The sequence below is a fragment of the Acidovorax sp. HMWF029 genome, from assembly GCF_003060895.1.
Taxonomy (GTDB): Bacteria; Pseudomonadota; Gammaproteobacteria; order Burkholderiales; family Burkholderiaceae_C; genus Acidovorax.
On sequence record NZ_QAIH01000225.1, the window covers coordinates 54,536 to 79,245 of the forward strand.

Below are 24,710 nucleotides of genomic sequence, written 5' to 3' on the forward strand. Positions count from 1 at the left end.
GCATCCAGCCCCGCCCTAGACGCGGAGCTGTTCTACGAAATATTTCTGGGCGAAGTCAGTGCACGCACAGGAGACCCTGGCGCGGGTTACGCGTTCATGCTCGAAGCCGCGCGCCGCAGTGCCGACGGCCAGCTTTACCAGAGGGCGGCAGACATAGCCTTGCAAGCTCGCTCGGGCGAATACGCCTTGGCTGCGGCCAGAGCATGGAGAGAGGCCTTACCCCAATCCCGCGAGGCCAACCGCTATGTACTGCAAATCTTGGTGGCACTCAACCGCATTGGAGAAACCCCGGACCTGTTGCGCCAGGAACTCGCACAATCCCCACCTCGTGCCAAAGCTGCCTCGCTGTCCGCGCTGCCCCAAATGTACGGACGTGCCAGCGACAAGGCGCTGGCAGCCAAGGTCGTCGAACAGGCACTGGCAGGTGAGTTGACCAACCCTGCAACCGGCCCTGCTGCCTGGGTTGCGCTGGGGCGCCTGCGCTTGGCCGCTGATGACAAAGGCGGCGCACTGAATGCAGCGCGCAAGGCACAGGACTTGGACAACGCCAGTGAGGATGCCGCGCGGCTGGCACTGGAACTCTTGGACGAAAGCATCCCAGAAGCCGAGAACATCGTTATTCAGGCTTTGGCCAAACAGCCAGTGCCCGAACTGCGGATGGCCTACGCACGCGTGCTGCTCGGCCTGCAGCGCTACCCCGATGCTGGCCGCCAGGTGGAAGCCGTGACCAAAGAAAAGCCCGATCTGGCGGAAGCCTGGCTCTTGGTCGCCACACTGCAGTTTCAGGACAACCGCCTGTCCGCCGCTGAAGCCTCTCTGCAGCGCTTCATCGACCTAGCGTCGGCCACCTCCGATGCGGAAGTGCGGCAAAAAAGCCTGACCCAGGCGTACTTGCTGTACGCACAAATTGCAGAAAAAAAGAAAGACTTTGCAGCTGCTGAAGCCTGGCTTGGCCGCATTGAAAACTCAGACGAAGTGTTTGGCGCCCAGCTGCGCCGGGCCTCACTGCTGGCGCGGCAAGGCAAACTCGCACAGGCGCGGGCTTTGCTACGTAGCATGCCAGGAACCTCGACCGAAAACCAGCGCATGAAACTGTCGGCTGAAGTACAGCTACTGCGCGAACAGCGCCTTTTCAAAGAAGCCTATCAAGTGCAGGTGGAAATGGTAGCGCTGGCCCCGGATGACGCCGAACTGGTCTATGACCAAGCCATGCTGGCAGAAAAAATGGGCAACCCGGACACTATGGAGCAATTGCTGCGCCAAGTGATCGCACGCCAGCCGCAATACCACCACGCCTACAACGCGCTCGGCTATTCGCTCGCAGACCGAGGGATTCGACTGGCCGAGGCCAAACAACTGATCATGAAAGCGCTGGAATTTGCGCCGAACGATCCTTTCATCATCGACAGCCTTGGCTGGGTGGAATTCCGTCTAGGCAACAAGGCAGATGCAAAGCGCCTTCTGGAAACCGCATACAAAGCCCGCCCCGATGTAGAAATTGCAGCCCACCTGGGCGAGGTACTGTGGAGCCTGGGCGACAAGGAAGGAGCGACCAGAGTCTGGAAAGAAGGTCAGCGTGTCAGCCCGGATAACGACACCCTCAAAGAAACACTCAAGCGGCTTGGGGCAAGGCTTTGATACACGCCCACAGCAAAGGGCATGGCCTGGAGTTGAGCGCAGTACTTCAACACTGCGGGATAGTGTCATGGATCGCGTGTTGTGTGCTGTGGCTAGCAGGTTGCGCACAACCAGCCCCAAGGAGCGCGCCAGAGGAAGACAGTTGGCGCGGGCGGATTGCGCTGCAGGTCGACGGGCACGCTGCACAGTCCTTCTCCGCCGCGTTTGAACTGCAGGGCAACCCTGAAAGCGGCGGCTTGGTGCTTTTGAGCCCGTTTGGAAGCCGCATTGCACAACTGGAGTGGAAAGATGGCCAGGCATCGCTGCAGAGCGGGCAAGAGACACGGACATCGGACTCGCTGGAGACGCTGCTTCTGGATGTGACAGGCACCCGCATCCCGATTGCGGCACTTTTCTCCTGGCTCAACGGCACCCAGGCCACAGCACCCGGCTGGCAGGCTGATCTGTCTGGCATGCAAGATGGCCGCCTCACCGCGCGGCGCGAACACCCCACCCCACAAGCCATCTTGCGCATTGTGCTGACCCGCTGAGGCGATCGCCTCCAACCTACGCCACCTTTTCAACTCTGAGATGCAAGCGCTGTACGACGTGCCGGCTCCGGCCAAACTCAATCTATTTCTGCACATCACCGGGCGGCGCGCCGACGGCTACCACCTGCTCCAGTCGGTATTCATGCTGGTGGACTGGTGCGACACCCTGCACTTCGAGCGACGCGCTGATGGCACCATCTCCAGGGAAGACTTGGGCGCCCCACTGCCCGAGATGGACCTGACGCTGCGAGCGGCACACGCCCTACAAACCGCCACTGGCTGCACATTGGGCGCACACATAGGCGTTCTAAAGAGCATCCCCGCCCAGGCAGGCTTGGGCGGGGGCTCGTCCGACGCAGCGACAGCATTGCTGGCCTTGAACCGTTTGTGGGACCTTGGCCTGTCACGCCGCGCACTGGAAATAATCGGCCTGCAGCTTGGCGCAGACATTCCTTTTTTTTTACGCGGCAACAACGCTTGGGTGGAAGGAATTGGTGAGACAATCACGCCGCTTGAGAAAGCACACCAACTGCCGCAAGCGCGCTTTGCCATCGTGAAGCCCGCAGCAGGTTTGGAGACAAAATTAATTTTTTCGTCACCAAATTTGAAACGCGATTCAGATAGTGCTACAATCTTAGGCTTTGCTGCAGAACACTTTGACTTCGGTCGAAACGACTTGCAGCCAGTTGCTCAAGCCATCTGCCCAGAGGTCACGCAAGCCATCAAATGGCTCGGAGACCGCGGATTACAGGCTAGAATGACAGGCTCTGGAAGTGCAGTGTTTGCGCGAATGTCACATGAAGTTAACTTGGATAAGGCCCCGGAAGGCTGGCAAGTAAAAACATGTGAAAACCTGGTGATTCATCCTCTGGCAGGGTGGGCATCAGACGAGAATTAAGGTTGGCTGCTATCAGCAGTTGACCTGTGTAGGGGAGTCGCCAAGCTGGTTAAGGCACCGGATTTTGATTCCGGCATGCGAAGGTTCGAATCCTTCTTCCCCTGCCAAATATCTTCTCGCGTACGGGCTTTTTTTTCAGATTGCTGGGACTCTCATGCAAGCCAATCACCCCGACTTCATGGTTTTCACTGGCAATGCCAATCCTGGCATGGCAGCTGAAATTGCCCAGCACCTCGGCACCACCCTCGGTGCGGCCGACGTGGGTCGCTTCTCTGATGGTGAAGTCACCGTCGAAATCAAGCAAAACGTGCGTGCGCGGGATGTTTTCGTGGTGCAGTCCACCTGCGCGCCCACCAACGAAAACCTCATGGAACTGCTGATCATGGTCGATGCGCTCAAACGCGCATCGGCTGAGCGCATCAGCGCCGTGATCCCCTACTTCGGTTACGCCCGCCAGGACCGCCGACCACGCTCCACCCGTGTGCCCATCACCGCCAAGGTCGTAGCCAACATGCTGCAGGCCGTGGGCGTGGCACGCGTGCTGACGATGGACCTGCACGCTGACCAGATCCAGGGTTTCTTCGACATCCCCGTGGACAACATCTACGCCTCTCCGGTTCTGCTGGGCGACTTGCGCCAGAAGAACTATGAAGACCTGATCGTTGTCTCGCCCGACGTGGGCGGCGTGGTCCGCGCTCGCGCACTGGCCAAGCAACTGGGCTGCGACCTTGCCATCATCGACAAGCGCCGCCCCAAGGCCAACGTGTCGGAAGTGATGCACGTGATTGGCGAAATTGAAGGCCGCAACTGCGTGATCATGGATGACATGATCGACACCGCCGGGACGCTGGTGAAGGCTGCCGAAGTTCTGAAAGAGCGCGGCGCCAAGAGCGTGTACGCGTATTGCACGCACCCCATTTTTTCGGGTCCTGCCATTGAACGCATCGCCAAGGGCTCGGCCCTGGATGAAGTGGTCGTGACCAACACCATCCCCCTGAGCGACAACGCCAAGGGATGCACCAAGATTCGCCAACTCTCCGTGGCCCCGCTGATCGCCGAGACGATCCAGCGCATTGCCAAGGGTGAGTCGGTGATGAGCCTGTTCTCGGACCAAGACAACCTGTTCTGACCCGCTCCTGCCGGGAGCGATGCAGACCTGTTGCGCACAAGCCTCCTTTTGGAGGCTTGTTGTCTGTTTGGGAACAACCAGCGGGCAGGCGGCGATGATGCCGCAAGCCTTTTTAAATCAGAGGATGACTGGTCGCGGTCGCCTCTTTCCAGGAGCTAACTATGAACTTCGTCGCTTTTGAGCGCGCCAAGCAGGGTACGGGTGCGAGCCGCCGTCTGCGCAACTCGGGCAAGACGCCTGGCATCGTGTACGGTGGTGCCACCGAACCCCAACTGATCGAGATCGACCACAACGCCCTGTGGCACGCCCTCAAGAAGGAAGCTTTCCACTCCAGCGTGCTGGACATGGAAGTGGCCGGTGCCACCTCCAAGGTCGTGCTGCGCGACGTGCAATACCACCCCTACAAGCAACTGGTGCTGCACATCGACTTCCAGCGCGTGGACGACAAGACCAAGCTGCACCTGAAGGTGCCACTGCACTACAGCGGTGCTGAAGAGTCCAACGCCGTCAAGGTGGACAAGTGCATGGTCAACCCCGTCGTGAACGAACTGGACGTTACCTGCATGCCTTCGGACCTGCCCGAATTCATCGCTGTGGACCTGTCCAAGCTGGAAAAGGGTGCTTCCCTGCACCTGAAGGACATCAAGCTGCCCAAGGGCGTGACGGCGAAGATCCGCGGTGGCCAGAACAACAACCCCGTCCTGGTGTCGGTTGTGCCTCCCGCCGTGATCGTCGAAACCCCTGCTGACGCAGCACCTGCTGCCGATGCCAAGGGCAAGGGCAAGGGCAAGAAGTAATCAGCCCCTCGCTGATCCACTTGCCTTTCCATCCAGGCCCCGTCTCGGCGGATACGGCCTGATCAACGGCCCACTTCGGTGGGCCGTTTGTTTTTCAGCCAACGCACAGCACCTGCGTGCCCTCGCCTTTCCGCAATCTTTCGCACACGGATAATCCCGCCAATGATCAAGCTGTTTGTAGGCCTTGGAAACCCGGGGCCCGACTACGAAGCCACCCGCCACAACGCAGGGTTCTGGTGGATTGACGCCCTGGCGCGCGAACTCAAGGCCACACTGGTGCCCGAACGCAGCTACCACGGGCTGGTGGCACGCACCACGGTACACGGCCAGAGCGTATGGCTGCTGCAGCCGCAGACGTTCATGAACCTCTCGGGCAAATCGGTGGCCTCGCTTGCACGCTTTTTCAAGATCCAGCCCGAAGAAATCCTTGTGGTGCATGACGAGCTCGACATTCCACCGGGCCAAGTCAAACTCAAGCGGGGCGGCAGCCATGCCGGGCACAACGGCCTGCGCGACATCCATGGTCAACTTGGCTCACCCGACTACTGGCGCCTGCGCATCGGCATCGGCCACCCCGGTGTGAAAAGCGAAGTTGCCAACTGGGTGCTGAAAAAACCTTCTCCCGACCAGCGCACGCTGATCGAGGACAGCATCATCCATTCGCTCAAGGCCTACCCAGCGATGCTGACAGGCGAAATGGACAAAGCAACACTGCTGATCCATACGACCAAGCCACCCCGCCCAAAGCCTGTGCGCCCAGCGGAAGATTGAGCTAGAATACTATCCTTTTGATAGCAACAAACCGTTTATGGTCGCGCGGAAACGGCCAAAAAACCTTGAAATTCAACCTGCTGCCGACACCTGCAGGCGCTGGAACTTCTGCCACAGTGTCTCGCGGTTTTCCACATGCTGCGGATTCACGGGAATGCAGGCCACGGGGCAGACCTGCACACACTGGGGCTCGTCGAAATGTCCCACACACTCCGTGCACTTGTTCGGGTCAATCTCGTAGATCTCCTGCCCCAGGTAGATCGCCTGGTTGGGGCATTCGGGCTCGCACACATCACAGTTGATGCACTCGTCGGTGATCATCAGCGCCATACGGCCTCCTTGGGCGCGGGGCCGATAACAGGTGCAAAAGGGTGCGCAGAGCGATTCATGCTCCCTATTATCCCGCGCCGTGGCATGTGCCTTGCGTGCCACACTGCAACCCACCACCGCTGACGGGGATGATTTTGCCGTTATGCTGTGTATACACATTAATTTCGACGCACCCGCGCCCCACCCTATTCTCCCGCCTGCTCCATGGGTCTGTTTTTCCTCAAACGGTTCGCCACCCTGTTGGCCACGCTGATCGGCGCCTCCATCGTCGTGTTCCTGGTACTGGAGATCCTTCCGGGCAATGCCGCCCAGATACTCATGGGGCCCGACGCCTCTCCCGACGCCGTGGCCGCGCTGGCCAGCAAGCTCGGGCTGGACCAGCCCGCCAGCCTGCGGTACTGGCAATGGGTCAGCGGGCTGGTGGTAGGCAACATGGGCGACAGCTACGCCTACAGCTCGCCCGTGCTCGACCTGGTACTCGAGCGCCTCGCGCTCACCGTGCCGCTGGCCCTGATGGCCATGGTGATCACCACGGTGCTGGCGCTGGCAGCAGGCGTGTATGCAGCATCGCGCCACAACAAGGTCGGCGACGTGGGCGTGATGGGGCTGGCGCAGATCGGCATTGCCATCCCCAATTTCTGGTTCGCCATCCTGCTGATCCTGCTGTTCTCGGTGAAGCTCCAGTGGTTCTCGGCCGGGGGCTTCCCGGGCTGGACAGAGGACGCTGGCGGCAGCCCGCTCGAAGCCCTCAAGGCCCTGCTGCTGCCTGCCATTGCGCTGGCCGTGGTGCAGGCCGCCATCCTGGCGCGCATCACCCGCTCGGCCGTGCTGGAGGTGCTGCGTGAAGACTTTGTGCGCACCGCACGTGCCAAAGGGCTCTCGCAGCGTGCTGCACTGTGGGGCCATGTGCTGCGCAACGCGATGATTCCGGTGGTCACGGTGATGGGGCTGCAGTTTGCCAACCTGCTGGCGGGCACCATCGTGGTCGAGAACGTGTTCTACCTGCCCGGCCTGGGTCGGCTGATCTTCCAGTCCATCTCCAACCGCGACCTGATCGTGGTGCGCAACTGCGTGATGTTGCTCGCTGCCATGGTGGTCATCGTGAATTTCGTCGTGGACATTCTTTACGCCGTGATCGACCCGCGCGTGAAAGCATCGGATATCTGAGCACCCCATGAACGCCGCCATTCCCTCGTCTTCCGTCACCTCTGCCCCCGGCTGGCTGCACCGCGCATTGCGCCACCGCAGCTTTGTCATTGGCGCAGTGTTGTCGCTGTTGCTGATCCTGGCCGCAGCGCTGTCTCTGGTCTGGACACCCTGGTCCCCCTACGAAATGGACCTGGCGAACAAGCTGACCGGGCCATCCGGCACGCACTGGCTGGGCACTGATGCCTTTGGCCGCGACGTGGCCTCGCTGCTGCTGGTGGGCGCACGCAACTCCATCCTGGTCGGAGTGATCGCCGTGGGTATCGGCCTCACCATCGGCACGGCCCTGGGCCTGCTGGCTGCGGCCAAGCGCGGCTGGGTAGAAGAACTCATCATGCGACTGGCGGACTTCACCTTCGCCTTCCCCGCCATCCTCTCGGCCATCATGATGACGGCGGTGTTCGGCGCAGGCATCGTCAACTCCATCATCGCCATCGGCATCTTCAACATCCCGACTTTTGCGCGCGTCACCCGCGCATCGGCCAATGCCGTGTGGTCGCGCGAGTACATCATGGCCTCACGCGCCTGCGGCAAGGGCAGCTGGCGCATCACCATCGAGCATGTGCTGCCCAACATCCTGTCGGTACTTATCGTGCAGGCCACCATCCAGTTCGCCATCGCCATCCTGGCCGAAGCCGCCCTGTCCTACCTGGGCCTGGGCACCCAGCCGCCCCAGCCGTCCTGGGGCCGCATGCTCAGCGAAGCGCAGACCTTGATGTTCCAGGCCCCGCTGCTGGCCGTGTGGCCCGGTGTAGCGATTGCGCTGGCCGTGCTGGGGCTGAACCTGCTGGGCGACGGGCTGCGCGATTTGCTCGACCCCCGCCTGTCGAGGAAGCGATGACACCCCCTGAGTCGCTTCGCGCCTTCCCCCTCTCTCGCATTGCTGCGCAATGCGGGAGGGGGACGCCCCCAGTGCGGCGGGGCGGCCCTTGCACGGGGGCACTGGCCTGGGTCGCGCCAGTTTCACAGACCCGTTTTGCTGAGATGAAATTACTGCGAACGATGACGATCCTCTGCCATGCCCTTGCTTGAAGTCTCCAACCTCCGCATCCGCCTGCAGACGCACCGGGGCCCCGCCGATGCCGTGCGCGGCGTGAGCTTTTCGCTGGCGCGCGGTGAAACCCTGGGCCTGATCGGTGAATCGGGCTGCGGCAAGTCCATCACCGCCATGTCGCTCATGGGCCTGCTGCCCGACAGCGCTCAGGTTACCGGCAGCATCCGCTTTGACGGCCAAGAGCTGGTGGGCCGCACCGACGCCCAGATGTGCAAGATGCGCGGCAACCGCATCGGCATGGTGTTCCAGGAGCCCATGACCGCGCTGAACCCTGTGCACACCATCGGCCGCCAGGTGGCAGAGCCGCTGCGCCTGCACCGGGGCATGGACGCAGCCAGCGCCCGCAAGGAGGCCATTGCCCTGCTGGACCGCGTGGGCATCCCCAACGCCGCGCAGCGTTTTGACGCCTACCCGCACCAGTTTTCTGGCGGGCAGCGCCAGCGCATCACCATTGCGATGGCGCTGGCCTGCGGGCCCGACCTGCTGATTGCCGACGAGCCCACCACGGCGCTGGATGTGACCATCCAGCAGCAAATTCTTGACCTCATCAGCGACCTGGTGGCCGAGCGCAACATGGCCATGATCCTGATCTCGCACGACCTGGGCGTGATCTCTCAGAACGTGGACCGCATGATGGTGATGTATGGCGGCAGCGTGGTGGAGAGCGGCTCCACCGCCTCGGTCTTCTCGGCCATGGCGCACCCCTACACCCGGGGCTTGTTCGCCGCGCGCCCCCACCTGGGCGCCGTGCATGCGCCCGGCCAGCGCCCGCGCCTGTCCACCATCCCCGGCACCGTACCCGAGCTGGTGGATCTGCCCGCAGGCTGCCCTTTTGCGGGGCGCTGCAGCTACACGGTGGATGACTGCCACCACAAACAACCCGAGGCGACGCTCGTGGCCACCGATGCCGACGGCGACCATCTGGTGCGCTGCCTGCGGCGCGAGGCCATTGCCGAGGCGCAGAGTGCGAACGTGGCGAACATCATCGAGGTGGCAGCATGACCCGGGCGCTCCACCCCAGTTCTGTCCAGACCACCGCGCCGCTGCTCCAGGTGACCGACCTGGTACGTGAATACACCCTGCCCCGCGAGCACCTGTTCCGCCCGCCGGGCAAGGTGCATGCGCTCAACGGCGTGAACTTCTCGATTGCCGCAGGCCGCAGCCTCGGCATCGTCGGCGAATCGGGCTCGGGCAAGTCCACCCTGGCACGGCTGGTGATGGCGCTCGATGCGCCCACCTCCGGCACGGTCGAGCTGCTGGGCCGCAACCTGCACCAGCTACCCGCCGAGCAACTGCGCCAGGCGCGGCGGGATTTTCAGATGGTGTTCCAGGACCCATACGGGTCGCTGGACCCGCGCCAGACGGTGGAGCGCATCGTGACCGAACCACTGCAGGCGCAAGGCCAGACCACGCGTGCCGAGCAGCGCGAGCAGGCCGCCCAGGTGCTGTCGCAGGTGGGCCTGCGCACCAACGACCTGGGCAAGTACCCCCACGAGTTTTCTGGCGGCCAGCGCCAGCGCATTGCCATTGCGCGCGCCCTCATCACAAGGCCCCGCCTCATCGTGGCGGACGAGCCCGTGAGCGCGCTGGATGTGTCGGTGCAGGCCCAGGTGCTCAACCTGATGCAAGACCTGCAGCAGCAGTTCGGCATCACCTACATGCTGATTAGCCACGACCTGGCGGTGGTCAACCACCTGTGCGACGAGGTGGTGGTGCTGTACCAGGGCCGCATCGTGGAGCGCGGCTCGCCGGGCGAGCTGTTCCGCAACGCGCAGCACCCTTACACACAGTCGCTGGTGGGCGCAGTGCCCCAGGTGTTGCCGGGCCGCGCACGGGAGCGTCGGGCAGCTGCGGCGGCCGCAGCAAAAATCGCATAACCAAATACAGGTGTGATGGTGTAAAAAGCTTTTTTCCGCCCTGGTAACAAATTGCACCAGGGATTTCTATGGTTGTTGTCTGGTTTTTTGTCTGGAGAGTCCGAACATGCTGAACCGCCGTACCGTCCTTGCCACTGGCGCCATCGCCGCTGTGCCCCTGTCCACCCCACTCAGCGCACTGGCGCAGGGCCGCAAAGATGCGGTGACCCTTGCGATGACCCTGGAGCCCCCAGGCCTGGACCCGACAGCTGGTGCCGCGTCGGCCATCGCCGAGATCGTGCAGTACAACATCTTCGAGACACTCACCAAGATCAACGCCGACGGCAGCGTGTCGCCGCTGCTGGCCGAAAGCTGGGAGGTTTCGCCCGACCTCAAGACCTACACCTTCAAGCTGCGCCGGGGCGTGAAGTTCCAGAACGGTGAGCCCTTCACCGCTGCGGCCGTCAAGTTCTCGTACGACCGCGCAGGTGGCGAAAAGAGCACCAATAAGGACAAGCGCACCTTTGCCGGCATCACCACCCAGGTGGTGGATGACCACACCGTGGTGCTGCTCAACAAGGAGATCGACCCCGACCTGCTGTTTGTGCTCGGTCAGGCCACCTCGATCATCGTGGAACCCAAGAGTGCCGACACCAACGCCAACAAGCCCGTGGGCACCGGCCCCTACCAGCTGCAGGCCTGGAACAAGGGCTCTTCCGTGGTGCTGACCGCATGGGACGCATACCGCGACGCCAAGGCCATCAAGATCAAGCGCGCCACCTTCCGCTTCATCTCCGACCCTGCCGCCCAGGTGGCCGCCCTGCTGGCGGGTGACGTGGACGCCTTCCCGCGCGTCACCCCGCGCAGCGTGGCGCAGTTCAAGGCCAACCCCAAGTTCCAGGTGGTGGTCAGCGGCTCGCGCGCCAAGACCATTCTGGCCATCAACAACGGCAAGAAGCCGCTAGACGACGTGCGCGTGCGCCGTGCCATTGCCGCCGCCATCGACCGCAAGGCCGTGATCGAGGGCGCGGGCGACGGCTATGGCGCGCCGATTGGCAGCCACTATGTGCCCGGCGCCTTCGGCTATGTGGACACCACGGGCATCAACCCGTTTGACATCGAAAAATCCAAGAAGCTGCTGGCCGAGGCAGGCATCAAGACGCCACTGGAGCTGACGATGACATTGCCCCCCACGCCCTACGCACGCCAGGGCGGCGAAGTGATTGCAGCCCAGCTGGCCAAGGTCGGCATCATTGCCAAGATCCAGAACGTGGAATGGGCCCAGTGGCTCAGCGGCACCTACGGCAGCAAGAACTACGACCTGACCGTGATCAGCCATGTGGAGCCCTTCGACCTGGGCAACTTCGCCAAGCCCGACTATTACTGGGCCTACAACTCGCCCAAGTTCAACGAGCTGTTCACCCAGATCAAGAACACTGCCCGTCCTGCCGACCGCGCCAAGCTGCTGGGTGACGCACAGCGCCTGCTGGCCAACGATGCGGTACACGCCTTCCTGTACTCCAACCAGTGGATCACGGTGGCCAACAAGAACCTCAAGGGCCTGTGGAAAGATATGCCCGTGTTCGTGAACGACCTGTCGGCGCTGTCCTGGAGTTGATGGGACACCCCCCTGAGGCCCTGCGGGCCTTCCCCCCGCTCTCGCATTGCTGCGCAATGCGGGCAGGGGGACGCAGCCCTCGCTGCGGGACGGCCCTTGCTCGGCTGCCCGCGCCTGGGCCGCGCCAGTTTCAGGGGCTGCGCGTCCCGCGCAGAGCCCTGGAAAACGGAAACGCGCTGAAATCCGATTGCTATCAAAACAATAGCTGCCAGAGCTTTACCAACAGGCGGTAGCAGCCTTTTTTACTTGTAAAACTCCCGACATGACCGCCCTGCACGACCTGCCCGCCCACGAACTCTTGACCGCCTACCAACAGCGCACGCTGTCCCCCGTGGAGGTCACGCAGGCCGTGCTGGCGCACATTGAGCGCTGGGAGCCCCACATCAAGGCCACCTACCTGCTGCGCCCCGAGGCCGCACTGGAGCAAGCCCGCGCATCCGAGGCCCGCTGGCTGCGCGGCGAACCCAAGGGGCTGCTGGACGGCGTGCCCAGCACCATCAAAGAAAACATCTCCACCGAAGGCGACCCCACCCCGCTGGGCACAGCGGCTGTCGAGCTGGTGCCCGCCGCCGCCGACGCACCACCCGCCGCCCGCATGCGCGAGGCAGGTGCTGTCGTCGTCGCAAAAACCACCATGCCGGACTACGGCATGTTGTCCTCGGGCCTGTCCACGTTTCACCCGCTGTCGCGCAACCCGTGGGATGTGAGCAAGGGCCCGGGCGGCTCCAGCGCTGGTGGTGGTGCCGCCGCCGCCGCAGGCTATGGCCCGCTGCACATCGGCACTGACATTGGTGGCTCGCTGCGCCTGCCCGCCAGCTGGTGCGGCATCTTCAGCCTCAAGCCCAGCCTGGGCCGCATCCCCATCGACCCACCCTACACCGGCCGTGCAGCAGGCCCCATGACCCGCACCGTGGCCGACGCCGCGCTGATGATGCAGGTGCTGAGCCAGCCCGACGCGCGCGACAGCATGAGCCTGCCCGCGCAAGACATCGCCTGGAGCAAGTTCAATAAACTGGCCGAGCGCACGCGCAGCCTGCAAGGCTTGAAGATAGGCCTGCTGCTGGACGCCGGTTGCGGCCTGCCGGTGGAGCCTGAGGTGAAAGCCGCCGTCGAGCGCGCAGCCCAACTCATGGAAGCCGCAGGCGCCGCCATCGTGCCCATGGCGCCCTTCATGACCCCGGTCATGCTCGACGGCATGGACCACTTCTGGCGCATGCGCTCGCACATCGACCTGCAGGCCCTGCCCGCCGCACGGCGCGACAAGGTGCTGCCCTATATCCGCACCTGGGCCGAGAGCGCAGCAGGCATGAGCGGCACCGAAGTCTTCACCGCCAGCCACCAGTTCCACCTGACGCGGGTGAACACGGTCAAGGCCTGCAGCGCGTTCGACTACGTGATCTCGCCCGTGGCACCCAACGTCGCCTTCCAGGCCGAGCTGCCCTCGCCCACCAACGACCCGCTGCGCCCGCTGGAGCACATTGGCTTTACCGTGCCCTTCAACATGTCCGAGCAGCCTGCCGCATCGGTCAACTGCGGCTATACCCGCACCGGCCTGCCCATCGGCCTGCAAATTGCGGGGGCACGCTTTGACGACCTGGGCGTGCTGCAGGTGGCGCATGCGTTCGAGCTGATTCGCGATCCGCAGCGCGCATGGCCCCAACCGCCTGCAACCTGAAGGCATGGCCGGAGGTTATTGGTAACCTTGGGGTTTTGTTGGCAGACACCGGCCCCGTGGGCACCCGGCGCTACCAACCTCACAGCCACAAGCCGCCAACCCTGCATACAAGCAACCCCACCGCATGGACATCCTCATCCTGGCGATCCTGATTGCCTCCGGCACCTACATGCTCAACGCCAAAGAGCAACGCAAGCGCATCGCGCTGCTCGGCAGCCACCTGGCCAACTACCAGATCGAAAAGCTCATGGAAGCCCTGACCGACGGCTACCTGCGGGCCCTGGGCGAAAGCACCGACGAGCGCCGCCAGCAGATCTGGAGCCTGCTGAGCACCACCGAATCGCAGCTCGCCGAGCAATTCAGCCGCTTTGCCGCCGAGTTCGCCAAAGTCAGCGAAGCCGACGCGCGGGTCAGCCGCATCTCCATCGCCCTGCCTTTTGCCGAAAAGCTGCTGCCCACCGCCACGTTCGACATGCGCAGGGCCCTTGCCGTCCACGCGCGCGGCATTGCCCATGTGGTGCAGAACACCAGCCACCTCTCGCCCAAGGACCGGGCCTTCATGATGACGGCCGAACTGTTCCTCATGCAGCACACCTGCCACTGGTTCTGCAAGTCCAAAACCATCGCCACCGCCCGCATGCTGGCGCGCCACCAAACGCCGCACGAACAGCTCGTCGCCTCAGTATCGGCCGAAACCCGCAGTGCCTACCTGACCCTGATCAAGGGCGGCTGAGCCACTGCCCCCAACAATGCCCCATGCCATCCTCCACGCACACCCGCACAACCGATAGCCTGGGCAACCCCCTCACGCTGCACGACCCGGCCAGTGCCGCCGCCCTGAATGACTTTGTAGAAGGCTTCATCGCCTGCGAAGCCCGTGCGGTGAACGTGCTGAACGCAGCCGCTGACCCCAGCCCCATCGTGCAGGCCAGTTGCGCGGCGCTGCACATGTTTGCCGAGTCGGCCGAAGCCCCCCGCAACGCCCGCCCCTTCATCGACCAGGCCCTGGCCCACGCCGCCAAGGCCAGCGAGCGCGAACAACGCTTCGTGGCCGCCATCGCCGCCTGGGTTCATGGTGACCTGCCCCGCGCCATTGCGCTGCACGAAGAGCAAGCCCGCCTGCACCCGCGCGACCTCGCCTCCCTCAAGCTTGGCCAATACCATTTGTTCAACCGGGGCGACTCGCCCGGCATGCTGCGCCTGGCACTGCAGGCCCTGCCCGCAGCGGCAGAGGTGCCCTACCTGCACGGCATGCTCGCCTTTGGCTGGGAACAATGCCACCGCCTGCCAGAGGCCGAAAGCGCCGCCCGCCACGCCATCACCCTGTGCCGCAAAGAACCCTGGGCCCACCACGCGCTGGCCCACGTCATGCTGACCCAGGGCCGCATCCGCGAAGGTACCGACTTCATGGCCAGCATGAGCGACACCTGGACGGGCCTGAACTCCTTCATGGTCACGCACAACTGGTGGCACCAGGCGCTGTTTTTGCTGGAGCAAGACCGGCATGCCGAGGTGCTGGCGCTCTACGACAGCCAGGTCTGGGGCGTGGTCAAGGAATACACCCAGGACCAGATCAACGCCGTGTCCCTGCTCGCCCGGCTGGAGCTGGCGGGCGTGGACGTGGGGCCACGCTGGGCCGACGTGGCCGACCACCTGGCCCTGCGCCTGGCCGACCATGTGCTGCCCTTTCTGGACCTGCAATACCTCTACGGCCTGGCCCGCGCTGGCCGCACCGAGGCTGCACGCACGCTGCAAAACAACATCGCAGCCCACGCCGCCACCCGCACCGAGGCGCATGAGCGCACCGTGTGGCAACAGGTGTGCGAGCCTGCCGCCCACGGCCTGCTAGCGCATGCGCAGGGCGACTGGGCGACGGCGGTGGTGAAGCTGGGCGTGGCCCTGCCCCGGCTGGTGGAGATTGGCGGCAGCCATGCGCAGCGGGATCTGTTCCACCAGATTTGGCTGGATGCGCTGCAGCGCAACGGGCAGTGGGCGGCGGTGCAGAACGTGTTGCAGCCTATGGTGAATGGGCAGCCGGAGTCTGTGCGGTTGGCGCGGCAGGTGGGGGTGGTGAATGGGGTGTTGGGGCTGCCAGCCAGATAAGTCGCCCAGTTCTTCAAGCGGATTGATCGACGAACCAAAATCCGTAGCCATCTATTTCGACCAATGAGAGTCCTGCTTCTGTTCTTTCGCGGCTGGTTGGCCTTGTGCTTCATATTGGTCTACTTCGTTATTCCTTTTTACTTGGTCGCCATTTACCCCGATGTACCAGAGCCCGTCGTCCGCGCCGCACGCGTTCTTGGCTACGGAGCTATCAAAGGCCCTCCGTCAGAGCTTGGGTTCTGGTATCGGTTTTGCGCTTGCGGGGCCTGGGTAGGCTTAGGCCTGCTATTGGTGGGGCGCTTCATTCGTGGCGAAGAAGGTGCTTCCAACCAACGGGATCGGAAGATCCGAAGAATTGTCTAACGCAATGCTCAAACAGCCCCGCCGCTCGCGGCACTGACCTCACCGGTCACCGCACCACCAACTTCGTCTGGTCATACACCGGCTGCTCCGGCAAATCCGCCAGGTGCCGCACATCGGCCCAGTCCAGCACCTCCACAGCCTCACCCTGCACCCGCACGCGGTTGAGCCCCGCGTTGGGGATGTCGCTCTGGCGGGGGCCGTCCAGCCCGGTTCCGCGCGCAGTGCGCCAGATCATGTCGAGCACGCCGCCGTGGGTGACCACCATCACGGTCTGGCCGCTGTGCTGCTGGGCGATGCGGTAGACAGCGTCCATCACGCGGGTGTGGAACTGGCGGGTGGTCTCGCCGCCGGGCATACCGTAGTCGGCTTCAAAGCGCAGCCACTGGTTCCATGCGTCGGCGTGTTCTTGCTTGACGTCGTCCACGCGCTTGCCGTCCACCTCACCAAAGTTTTGCTCGCGCAGGGCGCTGTCGGTGAGGGTGTCGATGCGGGCCTGGGGGAAGAGCACTTGCAGGCTGGGCGCGGCGGTTTGCTGGGTGCGGATGAGGTCGCTGCAAATGAGGTGGTGCACCACGGGGCGCTCTGCGGCCAGGCGCTCGGCCAGGCGGCGGGCCTGTTCGTGGCCGGTGGCGTTGAGGGGTACGTCCACATGGCCCTGAAAACGCAGTTCGCGGTTCCAGTCGGTTTCTCCGTGGCGGATCAGGATGAGTTCGGTCATGCGTGCCATTATCGAATGTACACACAGCATTGCAAGCTGTTTTGGCCGTAAGCGCTTATGCGATAAGCGCTGATAGCTATGTTTTTTATAACAGCCGCCTGTCCACCACCCACCGTGCGGCCCATCACCGCATGGGCACGACCAGCACCTTGCGGCGCGGCTGGCAGCCGGGGCCTTCGTGGGGGGCGCTGTCCTGTTCCCAGCCCGGGCCGGGCGAGGTTTGCGCACACACGCGCTGGCCATCGACCAGGCTGCGCCAGTAGTACCAGGGCGCGGGGGCGGCCTGCACCAGCAGCGGGGTCAACAAGACCAGCACGAACCAAATGCGGGGGGCGAAAGGCATGGGCAAACGAAGCATCCAGCGTGTCCCGCCCATGCTACGCAGCCTGCGGCGGGCTGATGCCCGGAAAAGGGGCGGGATCGTCGGTCAAGGCTTGTCCGCCGTCACGATCCAGCCTTCCAGCGGGTCCAGCCCCGGTGGCAGGCCATAGAGCGCGTCGCCCTCGGCATGGCGCTGCTCCGCCCAGGCGGCTTGTAGCAGGCACAGCACGGCGTCCAGGCTGTCGCCGCTGGCGTCTTGCACCAGCGCATCGCGCTGGGCGTGGCTGAGCTTGAGGCGCAGGCCCAGCCGGGTCTGGCCCAGCTCCAGCGCGTTCACCAAATCTTTGCGGGCGATGAGGCGGTCGGGCGTTTGCTTGGCGCGGTCGTCGCTTTTGTAGCTGCGGCGCTGCAGCACTTCGCGCGCGATCAGGCCGGGGTAGGCCTCCAGCGCCACGCGGCGGGGGTCGCCAGCGTGCAGGCCGGGCAGGTGCAAGCCCGCGTCCAGCAGCAGCGGCAGACCCGCGTGCAGCATGTAGGCCACGGGCGGGTTCACCCATTTCATCGAGGGGCTGGAGCCTGCAGGCCCGTCGGTGGCGCGGTGGGCAAACTTGCCACCCACGGGGCGCGCATCGCAGAACGCCGCAAACTGCGCGCGGATCTGCTCGCGGCTGAGGCTGCGGTAGTGCTGCATGCAGGCGTGCCAACTGGTGGGCCAGCCCAGCGCCTGCACCAGCTCGCGCGGCAGGCCAAAGGGCAGGTCAAAGCCGCCCACCCAGTCGCCGGGCTGCGCCAGCCACTGGCCGAACGCGGCCAGGGTGTCGAACGGCTGCAGCGCGCTAAGCTGCACGCGCGCGCCCTGGCGTTGGCCCAGCGCCAGCACGATGGGTTTGCGCCGCGTGGGGCTGCTGGAGAAGTCGCAGCCCAGCAGCAGGGGTGGGGGTGCCATGGCCGTCATCCAAGTGCCAACGCCGTGACGCCTGCCGCAATGCACAGCGCGCCAAAAATGCGCGCCACGCGGTCGCCCTCGCCCAGCAGGTGCCCGCCGATCAGCGCGGCAAACAGCATGGACACCTCGCGCGCCGGGGCGACGTGCGACAGGGGCGCCTGCTGCATGGCATAGAGCACCAGCACGTAGGCCACGGGGCTGACCACCGCCACCAGCAGCGCAAAACGCCACTGGGCCAGCCACAGCGTGCGGGCGGTGGGCAGGTCGCGCAGCACCACCGGTGCCAGCAGGCCCACGCGCACAAAGTTGCCCATGTAATCCACCAGGATGGGCGACATCAGCAGGAACTTGACCGCATAGCCATCGACCACGGTGTAGCTGGCAATGAACGCGCCCGTGAGCAAGCCGTACAAGATGCCCTTGTGCACACGCGCCCGCGCGGCGGGGTCGTGCGCCGCGCGCAGCAGGCTGGGGCCGCCAGCGATGAGGAACACGCCGCCCACCACGCCCGCAATACCCAAGGCACCCAGCGCAGAGATCTTCTCGCCCAGCAGCGTGATGGCCACCAGCGACGACAAGAGCGGCCCCGAGCCGCGCGCCAGCGGGTAGACCACGGTAAGGTCCGCCACGCGGTAGCCACGCAGCAGGATGACGAAGTACGCCACATGCAGCAGCCCGCTGGCGACCACAAAGCCCCACTCCACGGCGCCCCACAGCGGCACCGTGTCAGGCCCCAGCCACCAGCCCAGCGGCGCCCAGACGACCATCATGATCACCGAGGTGAAGAACGCAAACCGCGAGTCGCCCCCGGCCTTCTTGGCCACGATGTTCCAGCAGGCGTGGATGAGGCCGGCGAGGATGATGAGGGCGAAGGCGGTGAAGGTCACGAGCGGGGAAAAGAACGGCCTGAACAGAAAAGCCGCAGCGCCTTCTGGGCGGCTGCGGCTACGAACCGTGATGGATGGCTGCGAAGAAAAGTGGGGCGATTTGCCTAGCGAGCCAGCCTAGTCTGGGTCGATGCGCGCAGCCGTACTTCCGTACGGCGAGCACAGCAGGCCCGGAATCGGCTGGCGCAGTAGCAAAGCGCCCCGCTTTTCAGGCCCGGCCGATGATGGAGGCTGTGGCCATCAGCTCCTCCAGCAGCGCATACGACACCTTGCCCGACACCGCATACGGGTCCAGTTCAGGCTTCTCCGAATACTTGAGCAGGATCGAGTGGTTGATCTTGGACAGGTTGACCTGCCCCATGGTCCAGCCGCCAAAGCGGCGCTCGGCGATTTCTTCGTAGTGCAGCAGCTCCACGTTCTTGTGGCGCGGGTCCTTCTGGATGTGGCCGTACAGCTCGCTCACTGCGGAGCGGCCGCCCTCGATGGCTTGCAGGAACACCCCGCCGCCGTAGCACAGCACGCCGGTGATGCCGCTGCCAGGGTTGTGCTGGCGCGACTGCGTCAGGATGGCTTCGATGGCGTCGGGAGAGGTGTCCACCGCGCGGCTGGCATAAAGCAGGCGTACCAACATGGCTTAGTTCTTTCCGGGGATAAGGGACAAAAATTCACGGCGCAGGGCGGAATCCTTGAGGAATACGCCGCGCATGACGGAGTTGATCATCTTGCTGTCCATCTCGCGCACGCCGCGCCAGGACATGCAGAAGTGGCTGGCCTCCATGACGATGGCCAGGCCGTCGGGCTGGGTCTTTTCCATGATGAGGTCGGCGAGCTGCACCACGGCTTCTTCCTGAATCTGGGGACGGCCCATGACCCAGTCCACCAGGCGCGCATACTTGGACAGGCCGATCACGTTGGTGTGCTCGTTGGGCATCACGCCGATCCAGATCTTGCCGATGACGGGGCAGAAATGGTGGCTGCAGGCACTGCGCACAGTGATGGGGCCGACGATCATCAGCTCATTCAGGTGCTCAGCGTTGGGAAACTCGGTGATGGGCGGCTGCGCCACATAACGGCCCTTGAACACCTCGTTGATGTACATCTTGGCCACGCGGCGCGCGGTGTTGTTGGTGTTGTGGTCGCCTTCGGTGTTGATGACCAGGCTGTCGAGCACGCCCTGCATCTTGACCTCGACCTCGTCGAGCAGCTTTTCCAGCTCGCCGGGTTCGATGAACTCGGCAATATTGTCGTTGGCATGAAAACGCTTGCGGGCGGCAGCAAGGCGTTCGCGGATCTTCACAGAAACGGGCGTGCCTTCATCATCCGGCGGTGTGGTCGTCATATCGGAGGCAGGTTGGCTGGACATGATGGGGATCGTAACAGCGAACCGCACTCTGTAGATTTCAAGGGTTTTAGGCCCTCTGCGCCTGCTAGATGAGCCTTAACAGCTATAATTTTTATAGCAACAATAGAAATCCACGGCGAAACAGACCACCCGCTGTCCACGCAACGCACGCGACCCAAGCCGGTGCAGCTAGCCGAGGTCCGCCCCACAGCAGGGCGTCCTCGTCAATACCGGTTGCCCGTCACCCACAGCGCCAGCCGCATCAGGCCAAAGGCGATCCGGTCTAGCACCCGCTGTCGCAGCGGGCGGTCAGCGTAGCGGGCCGGGTCCATGCGCCTGCCAGCGTGCTGCATGGCGTGCACCAGCCGCTGGCGCAGGTCGGTGGCAAAGACGTCGTCTTCCACCACCACATTGGCCTCGCGCGCCAGCAGCAGGCTCAGGGGGTCGAGATTGGACGAGCCCACAGTGGCCCATGGCCGATCGCCTTGTGCATCTATCACAGCGACCTTGGCATGCAGAAAGCTGGGCGCGTATTCGTAGATCTCCACCCCCGCCGCCAGCAGTGCGCCGTACACCGGCCGCGCCGCGTGGTATTGCATGAAGTACTCATAGCGTCCCTGCAGCAGCAGGCGCACGCGCACGCCCCGGCGCGCGGCCATCACCAGCGCACGGCGCAGCTTGCCTCCGGGCATGAAGTAGGCGTTGGCGATGATGATCTCGTGCCGCGCGTTGCCGATGGCGCGGCGGTAGGCTTTTTCGATGCGGCTGCGGTTGCGCACGTTGTCGCGCAGCACCAGCGCGGCGCGCATCAGGGGGCCTGTGTCGTCGGCCATGTCTGCCGCGTGCTTGGCCTTGCTGGCTTCGCGCAGGGCCTGAAGTGCTTCGGGCAGGCGGCGTTGGCGTGCGTCTCGCACGGCCTGCATGCGCCACCACAGCTGGTCCATCGTGTCGCTGGCGGTCGCCACCAGGCTGCCTGTGGCGCGCACGGCGAAGTCAAACCGGGGGGCATCGAGCGTGCCGTGGTTGGGGTCGTGGAAATCATCCAGCACGTTGATGCCACCGCAAAACAGCAGGCGACCATCGACCACACACAGCTTGCGATGCAGGCGCCGCCAGCGGTGGGGCAGCAGCAGCCCCAGGGGCCCAAGCGGTGAGTAAACGCTGTATTGCACCCCAGCGGCATCAAGCCGCGCGGCCCAGGCCTTGGGCAACGCTCCGGTACCCACACCGTCCACCACCAGATGGGTGCGCACGCCCCGCTGCGCAGCACGCATCAGCGCTTCAGCCACGGCAGCGCCTGAGCCGGTGAAGTCGAAGATGTAGGTCTCGAACTGGATGTCCGACAGCGCGGCGTCCATGGCCACAATCAGGGCCGGAAACAGTTCCTCAGCGCCTTGTAGCAGCGTCACCCGGTGGTCGTCCGAAAATTCCGTGGCACGGAATAGGGGCAAGGGTTTCTTCACGCTCTCACAACCGGAATTCCGCAATCAGCGGCAGGTGGTCGGACATGCGCCACCAGATGCGGCCGCGCGGCACATTCAAGGACAGGGGCGTGAGGCCCCGCGCATACACATGGTCCAGCTGGGTCAGAGGCAGCCGCGCGGGGTAGGTGAAGGCGCGCGGCTCCTCGAACTCATAGAGCGAGAACCCGGCCAGCATCCGCTTGAGCTGCTGCCCCCAGTCGTTGAAATCGCCCGCCACCACCAAAGGTGCACCGGGCGGCACCTCGCGGTCAATAAACCCCTGCAGGCGCTCGATCTGCCGCACACGACTGCCTGGGATAAGCCCCAGGTGCACCACGATCACATGGACTTTGCGACCATGGGCATCCACTTCGACATGCAGCAGGCCACGCTGCTCGAAACGGTGATCGGAGATGTCCTCGTGCTGGTGCCCGATCACGGGCCACCGCGTGAGCAGCGCGTTGCCGTGCTCGCCGTGCTTGGTGATGGCATTGGTGCGGTACACCGCCTCATAGCCCTCGGGCGCCAGGTACTCGGCCTGTGGCACATCAGGCCAGCGCTGGAAGTAAGCCGCCTCGCGCCGGTGGAGCTTGCGCACCTCCTGCAGGCAGACGATGTCGGCATCGAGCTGCTCGACCGCCAGGCCCAGGTTGTGGATCTCCAGCCGCCGCGCGGGGCCGATGCCTTGCACACCTTTGTGGATGTTGTAGGTGGCCACCCGCAGAATGTCGTCGTTTTGCATGGTCTGAGGCGTGTTGTGTACTTTTACGTGCCCGCGAAAGCCGGAGCATGGCTCGGCGAGCGCATTGCTGGCGAGTGTGCAGCGTGCCCACTCCACAGGCGAACGTCAACGAAGCAGCGAAAGTCAGTATCCATGAGGGGGCCTTGAAGGTGGCAAGCGGTCAACTGCCGCTCCCAGGACTGGTGATTGTGTCGCAAGCCGCGCGGGCAGCGGGTTTGCCCGACGACCAAGGGGTGCCATGGGCCAGTACACTGGGGCTGTCTCATTCACACCAGATACAGGCCAGCTCAGCCCCATGGCCACCGAGAATCGACAAACCGCCCCTGCCCAGGTTCAGGCCCTGATTGTGGACAGCAATGCCACGTCACGCAGCATCCTGGTCGGGCAATTGCGCGAATACGGCGTGACCCGCATCGTGCAGTGCTCACGCGTACAGGACGCGCGCAGCCGGCTGGAGCACACGGTTTTCGACTACGTGCTGTGCGACCAGTTTTTTAGCGACTCCAACTACTCGGGCCAGACCTTGCTGGACGACCTGCGGCGTGCGCAGCTGCTGCCGTTTTCCACCGTGTTTTTCATGGTCACCGCCGAGGCCTCCTATGCAGCCGTGGCCGAGGCTGCCGAATCGGCGCTGGATGGCTACCTGCTAAAGCCATTCACGCCCAGCGCGTTGTTCGAGCGCCTTAGCCTGGCGCGCCTGCGCAAGGTGCACCTCAAGCCCATCTTCGACGCCATCGAGGCCGAGGACTTCGAGCAGGCCGCAGCGCTGTGCGTAGAGCGCTTCGAGGCGCGCAAGCCTTACTGGCTGTACGCCGCGCGCATCGGATCAGAGCTTCTGCTGCGCCTGGGTAGGCACGACGAGGCACGCACGCTGTTCGAGGCCGTGATTGCCGCACGCGCCCTTCCCTGGGCGAAGCTTGGGGTGGCGCGCGCGCAGATCGAGTCTGGCCAGGCTGCGCGCGCCATCACCACCTTGCAAGAGCTGATTGGCGAAGATGCCTCGTTTGCCGATGCCTACGACGTGCTTGGCCGCGCCCAGGTGGAACTAGGAAATTTCGCGCAGGCCATCGAAACCTACCGCACTGCCAGCACCCTCACGCCAGACTCTGTAGTGCGGCTGCAAAAGCTGGGGATGATGTCCTACTACATGGGCGACCGCGAGGCGGCCACCAAGGTGTTGGCCCGGGCCGTGGTTCTGGGAATCGACTCCAAGCTGTTCGACTACCAGTCGCTGGTGCTGCTGACTTTTGCGTACTACGCAAGCAACGACCGCAAGGGCATCGAGCGCTGCATGGCCGACTTCGCCCGCATCCTCGAGCGCCACCACAGCAGCGCCCGCATCCGCCGCTTTGCCGAAGTGGCGCGGGCGCTCCAGCTCATCCAGCAGCGGCAATTCTCACAGGCTGTCGAGTCGGTTCGCACCATGGCACGCGAGATCATGACAGCCAGTTTTGACTTCGAGGCCGCCTGCAACCTGGGCAGCCTCCTGGCGGTGCTGGCCGCGACCTCCATCGATTTGTCCGAGGGTGAGGGCTGGGTGCGTGCCCTCGGAATGCGTTACGCCAACACGCGTGGCCTGACAGAGCTGATGGCCAACGCATGCAGCCTGCACGAGCCCTATGGCGCACTGGTGCGCGACTGCCTCCAGCAAGTCAACAAGGCCGCTGAAGTGGCCATGGCACGGAGCCTGTCTGGCGACCCCGCAGGCGCGGTACAGAACCTGCTTCAGCAAGCCACCCCCACCCTCAACTCCAAGCTGCTGGACCTCTCGCAGCAGGTGTTGCTACGGCACGGTGCGCGCATCGCATCCCCCGAGCCACTGCAGGCGGCTATCGATGCGCTGCGCCAGCGCATTGGCAATGCCCCCGCACGCGCCATCCTGGGTCAGGACAGTGAGCGGCGACCTGGAGGCGTGGTAATCCGCTCACGCAATGCCGTGGAAGGCAACCCCGCAGCCCCTGCAGCCATCGGCAGCGCCCCGGCCCGCGAGGACATGGGCGAGTCCGACGCCGCAGCGCCAGAGAGTGCGGCAGACAAGCTCCGGCTGCGCCCCTGAATCCAATCAGACACTGAATGTGGTGCTTGCGCCACTCATACAAAACGGAAGGCGATATTGCCCAGCGGCCCGTAGTCCGCGTGGAAGGTGTCGCCCGCAACAGCCGCCACAGGCCGGGTGAACGAACCGCCCAGCACCACCTCCCCGGCTTCCAGCCCCTCGCCATAGGGGGCGAGTTTGTTGGCCAACCAGGCCACGCCAGTGGCGGGGTGGTTGAGCACGGCAGCGGCCAGGCCCGATTCCTCGATCACACCGTTCTTGTAGAGC

The 24,710-nt window shown here is 64.2% G+C and carries 24 protein-coding genes, 1 tRNA gene and 1 pseudogene; 16 read left to right on the forward strand and 10 right to left on the reverse strand.

The annotated features are described in order from the left end of the window. The 7 genes from DBR12_RS15975 to pth form a co-directional block, all read left to right on the forward strand. Positions 1-1,638: tetratricopeptide repeat protein (locus DBR12_RS15975; RefSeq protein ID WP_108618300.1), on the forward strand; the 1,638-nt coding region annotated here is incomplete at its 5' end. Positions 1,639-1,721: 83 nt separating this feature from the next. Continuing rightward, on the forward strand, positions 1,722-2,168 hold the full coding sequence (locus DBR12_RS15980; RefSeq protein ID WP_233244599.1) for a lipoprotein insertase outer membrane protein LolB: 447 nt from the start codon (positions 1,722-1,724) through the stop codon (positions 2,166-2,168). 40 nt (positions 2,169-2,208) lie between these two features. Then, entirely contained in the window at positions 2,209-3,066 is an 858-nt protein-coding gene (gene ispE, locus DBR12_RS15985; RefSeq protein WP_108618159.1) for a 4-(cytidine 5'-diphospho)-2-C-methyl-D-erythritol kinase, read from the forward strand. 30 nt (positions 3,067-3,096) lie between these two features. After that, positions 3,097-3,173: transfer RNA gene (locus tag DBR12_RS15990), tRNA-Gln, on the forward strand. 47 nt (positions 3,174-3,220) lie between these two features. Continuing rightward, complete coding sequence (locus DBR12_RS15995; protein ID WP_063462557.1) at positions 3,221-4,195, forward strand: ribose-phosphate pyrophosphokinase; 975 nt, start codon at positions 3,221-3,223, stop codon at positions 4,193-4,195. 161 nt (positions 4,196-4,356) lie between these two features. Beyond that, complete coding sequence (locus DBR12_RS16000; protein ID WP_108618160.1) at positions 4,357-4,992, forward strand: 50S ribosomal protein L25/general stress protein Ctc; 636 nt, start codon at positions 4,357-4,359, stop codon at positions 4,990-4,992. A gap of 162 nt (positions 4,993-5,154) precedes the next feature. Next, positions 5,155-5,763, forward strand: a complete 609-nt coding sequence (pth, locus tag DBR12_RS16005; protein WP_108618161.1) for an aminoacyl-tRNA hydrolase — start codon at positions 5,155-5,157, stop codon at positions 5,761-5,763. A gap of 72 nt (positions 5,764-5,835) precedes the next feature. On the opposite strand, the gene DBR12_RS16010 is transcribed toward pth, so the two are convergent. Then, the gene (locus DBR12_RS16010; protein WP_108618162.1) at positions 5,836-6,093 is read right to left on the reverse strand and encodes a YfhL family 4Fe-4S dicluster ferredoxin; all 258 of its coding nucleotides are present in this window, start codon (positions 6,091-6,093) and stop codon (positions 5,836-5,838) included. A 204-nt stretch (positions 6,094-6,297) separates the two neighbouring features. On the opposite strand from DBR12_RS16010, the gene DBR12_RS16015 reads away from it, so the two are divergent. The 8 genes from DBR12_RS16015 (at position 6,298) to DBR12_RS16050 (ending at position 15,605) form a co-directional block, all read left to right on the forward strand. Beyond that, the gene (locus DBR12_RS16015; RefSeq protein WP_108618163.1) at positions 6,298-7,260 is read left to right on the forward strand and encodes an ABC transporter permease; all 963 of its coding nucleotides are present in this window, start codon (positions 6,298-6,300) and stop codon (positions 7,258-7,260) included. 7 nt (positions 7,261-7,267) lie between these two features. Further along, on the forward strand, positions 7,268-8,140 hold the full coding sequence (locus tag DBR12_RS16020; protein ID WP_108618164.1) for an ABC transporter permease: 873 nt from the start codon (positions 7,268-7,270) through the stop codon (positions 8,138-8,140). A gap of 177 nt (positions 8,141-8,317) precedes the next feature. Continuing rightward, positions 8,318-9,355, forward strand: coding sequence for an ABC transporter ATP-binding protein (locus tag DBR12_RS16025; RefSeq protein WP_108618165.1), 1,038 nt, complete (start codon positions 8,318-8,320; stop codon positions 9,353-9,355). After that, positions 9,352-10,230 carry an ATP-binding cassette domain-containing protein gene (locus tag DBR12_RS16030; protein ID WP_108618166.1) on the forward strand — a complete coding sequence of 293 codons (879 nt, stop codon included), beginning with the start codon at positions 9,352-9,354 and terminating at the stop codon, positions 10,228-10,230. Before DBR12_RS16025 ends, DBR12_RS16030 begins: the two co-directional genes overlap by 4 nt. A gap of 106 nt (positions 10,231-10,336) precedes the next feature. Beyond that, positions 10,337-11,827 (forward strand): ABC transporter substrate-binding protein, encoded by a 1,491-nt coding sequence (locus DBR12_RS16035; protein WP_108618167.1) that lies wholly within the window; start codon positions 10,337-10,339, stop codon positions 11,825-11,827. Positions 11,828-12,089: 262 nt separating this feature from the next. Continuing rightward, positions 12,090-13,502 (forward strand): amidase, encoded by a 1,413-nt coding sequence (locus tag DBR12_RS16040; RefSeq protein WP_108618168.1) that lies wholly within the window; start codon positions 12,090-12,092, stop codon positions 13,500-13,502. A gap of 124 nt (positions 13,503-13,626) precedes the next feature. Beyond that, positions 13,627-14,235 (forward strand): hypothetical protein, encoded by a 609-nt coding sequence (locus DBR12_RS16045; protein WP_108618169.1) that lies wholly within the window; start codon positions 13,627-13,629, stop codon positions 14,233-14,235. 23 nt (positions 14,236-14,258) lie between these two features. Further along, positions 14,259-15,605, forward strand: a complete 1,347-nt coding sequence (locus tag DBR12_RS16050) for a tetratricopeptide repeat protein (RefSeq protein WP_108618170.1) — start codon at positions 14,259-14,261, stop codon at positions 15,603-15,605. 409 nt (positions 15,606-16,014) lie between these two features. Here the strand turns inward: DBR12_RS16050 and DBR12_RS16060 are convergent, their stop codons facing one another. The 8 genes from DBR12_RS16060 to DBR12_RS16095 all read right to left on the reverse strand — a co-directional run bounded on the left by DBR12_RS16060 (position 16,015) and on the right by DBR12_RS16095 (position 22,387). Then, on the reverse strand, positions 16,015-16,686 hold the full coding sequence (locus tag DBR12_RS16060) for a histidine phosphatase family protein (RefSeq protein WP_108618302.1): 672 nt from the start codon (positions 16,684-16,686) through the stop codon (positions 16,015-16,017). 124 nt (positions 16,687-16,810) lie between these two features. Continuing rightward, positions 16,811-17,029 (reverse strand): hypothetical protein, encoded by a 219-nt coding sequence (locus DBR12_RS16065; RefSeq protein ID WP_108618172.1) that lies wholly within the window; start codon positions 17,027-17,029, stop codon positions 16,811-16,813. Between the two features lie 84 nt (positions 17,030-17,113). Continuing rightward, positions 17,114-17,962, reverse strand: coding sequence for a DUF429 domain-containing protein (locus DBR12_RS16070; RefSeq protein ID WP_108618173.1), 849 nt, complete (start codon positions 17,960-17,962; stop codon positions 17,114-17,116). Next, a complete protein-coding gene (locus DBR12_RS16075) occupies positions 17,959-18,840 on the reverse strand; it encodes a DMT family transporter (RefSeq protein ID WP_108618174.1) in 882 nt (293 codons plus the stop codon). The genes DBR12_RS16070 and DBR12_RS16075 overlap by 4 nt, the downstream gene beginning before the upstream one ends. Before the next feature lie 208 nt (positions 18,841-19,048). Then, on the reverse strand, positions 19,049-19,471 hold the full coding sequence (locus DBR12_RS16080; protein ID WP_108618175.1) for a BLUF domain-containing protein: 423 nt from the start codon (positions 19,469-19,471) through the stop codon (positions 19,049-19,051). 3 nt (positions 19,472-19,474) lie between these two features. Further along, positions 19,475-20,203, reverse strand: coding sequence for a GTP cyclohydrolase I (gene folE / locus DBR12_RS16085; RefSeq protein ID WP_108618176.1), 729 nt, complete (start codon positions 20,201-20,203; stop codon positions 19,475-19,477). Positions 20,204-20,406: 203 nt separating this feature from the next. Then, positions 20,407-21,633: a cardiolipin synthase ClsB gene (gene clsB / locus DBR12_RS16090; protein ID WP_108618303.1), complete on the reverse strand. Its 1,227-nt coding sequence runs from the start codon at positions 21,631-21,633 to the stop codon at positions 20,407-20,409. Between the two features lie 16 nt (positions 21,634-21,649). Beyond that, the gene (locus DBR12_RS16095) at positions 21,650-22,387 is read right to left on the reverse strand and encodes an endonuclease/exonuclease/phosphatase family protein (RefSeq protein WP_108618177.1); all 738 of its coding nucleotides are present in this window, start codon (positions 22,385-22,387) and stop codon (positions 21,650-21,652) included. Positions 22,388-22,682: 295 nt separating this feature from the next. On the opposite strand from DBR12_RS16095, the gene DBR12_RS16100 reads away from it, so the two are divergent. Continuing rightward, complete coding sequence (locus DBR12_RS16100) at positions 22,683-24,443, forward strand: tetratricopeptide repeat protein (RefSeq protein ID WP_108618178.1); 1,761 nt, start codon at positions 22,683-22,685, stop codon at positions 24,441-24,443. A gap of 35 nt (positions 24,444-24,478) precedes the next feature. On the opposite strand, the pseudogene DBR12_RS22990 reads toward DBR12_RS16100, so the two are convergent. Next, positions 24,479-24,710: pseudogene (locus DBR12_RS22990) on the reverse strand (2-oxo-hepta-3-ene-1,7-dioic acid hydratase); the annotation flags it as partial.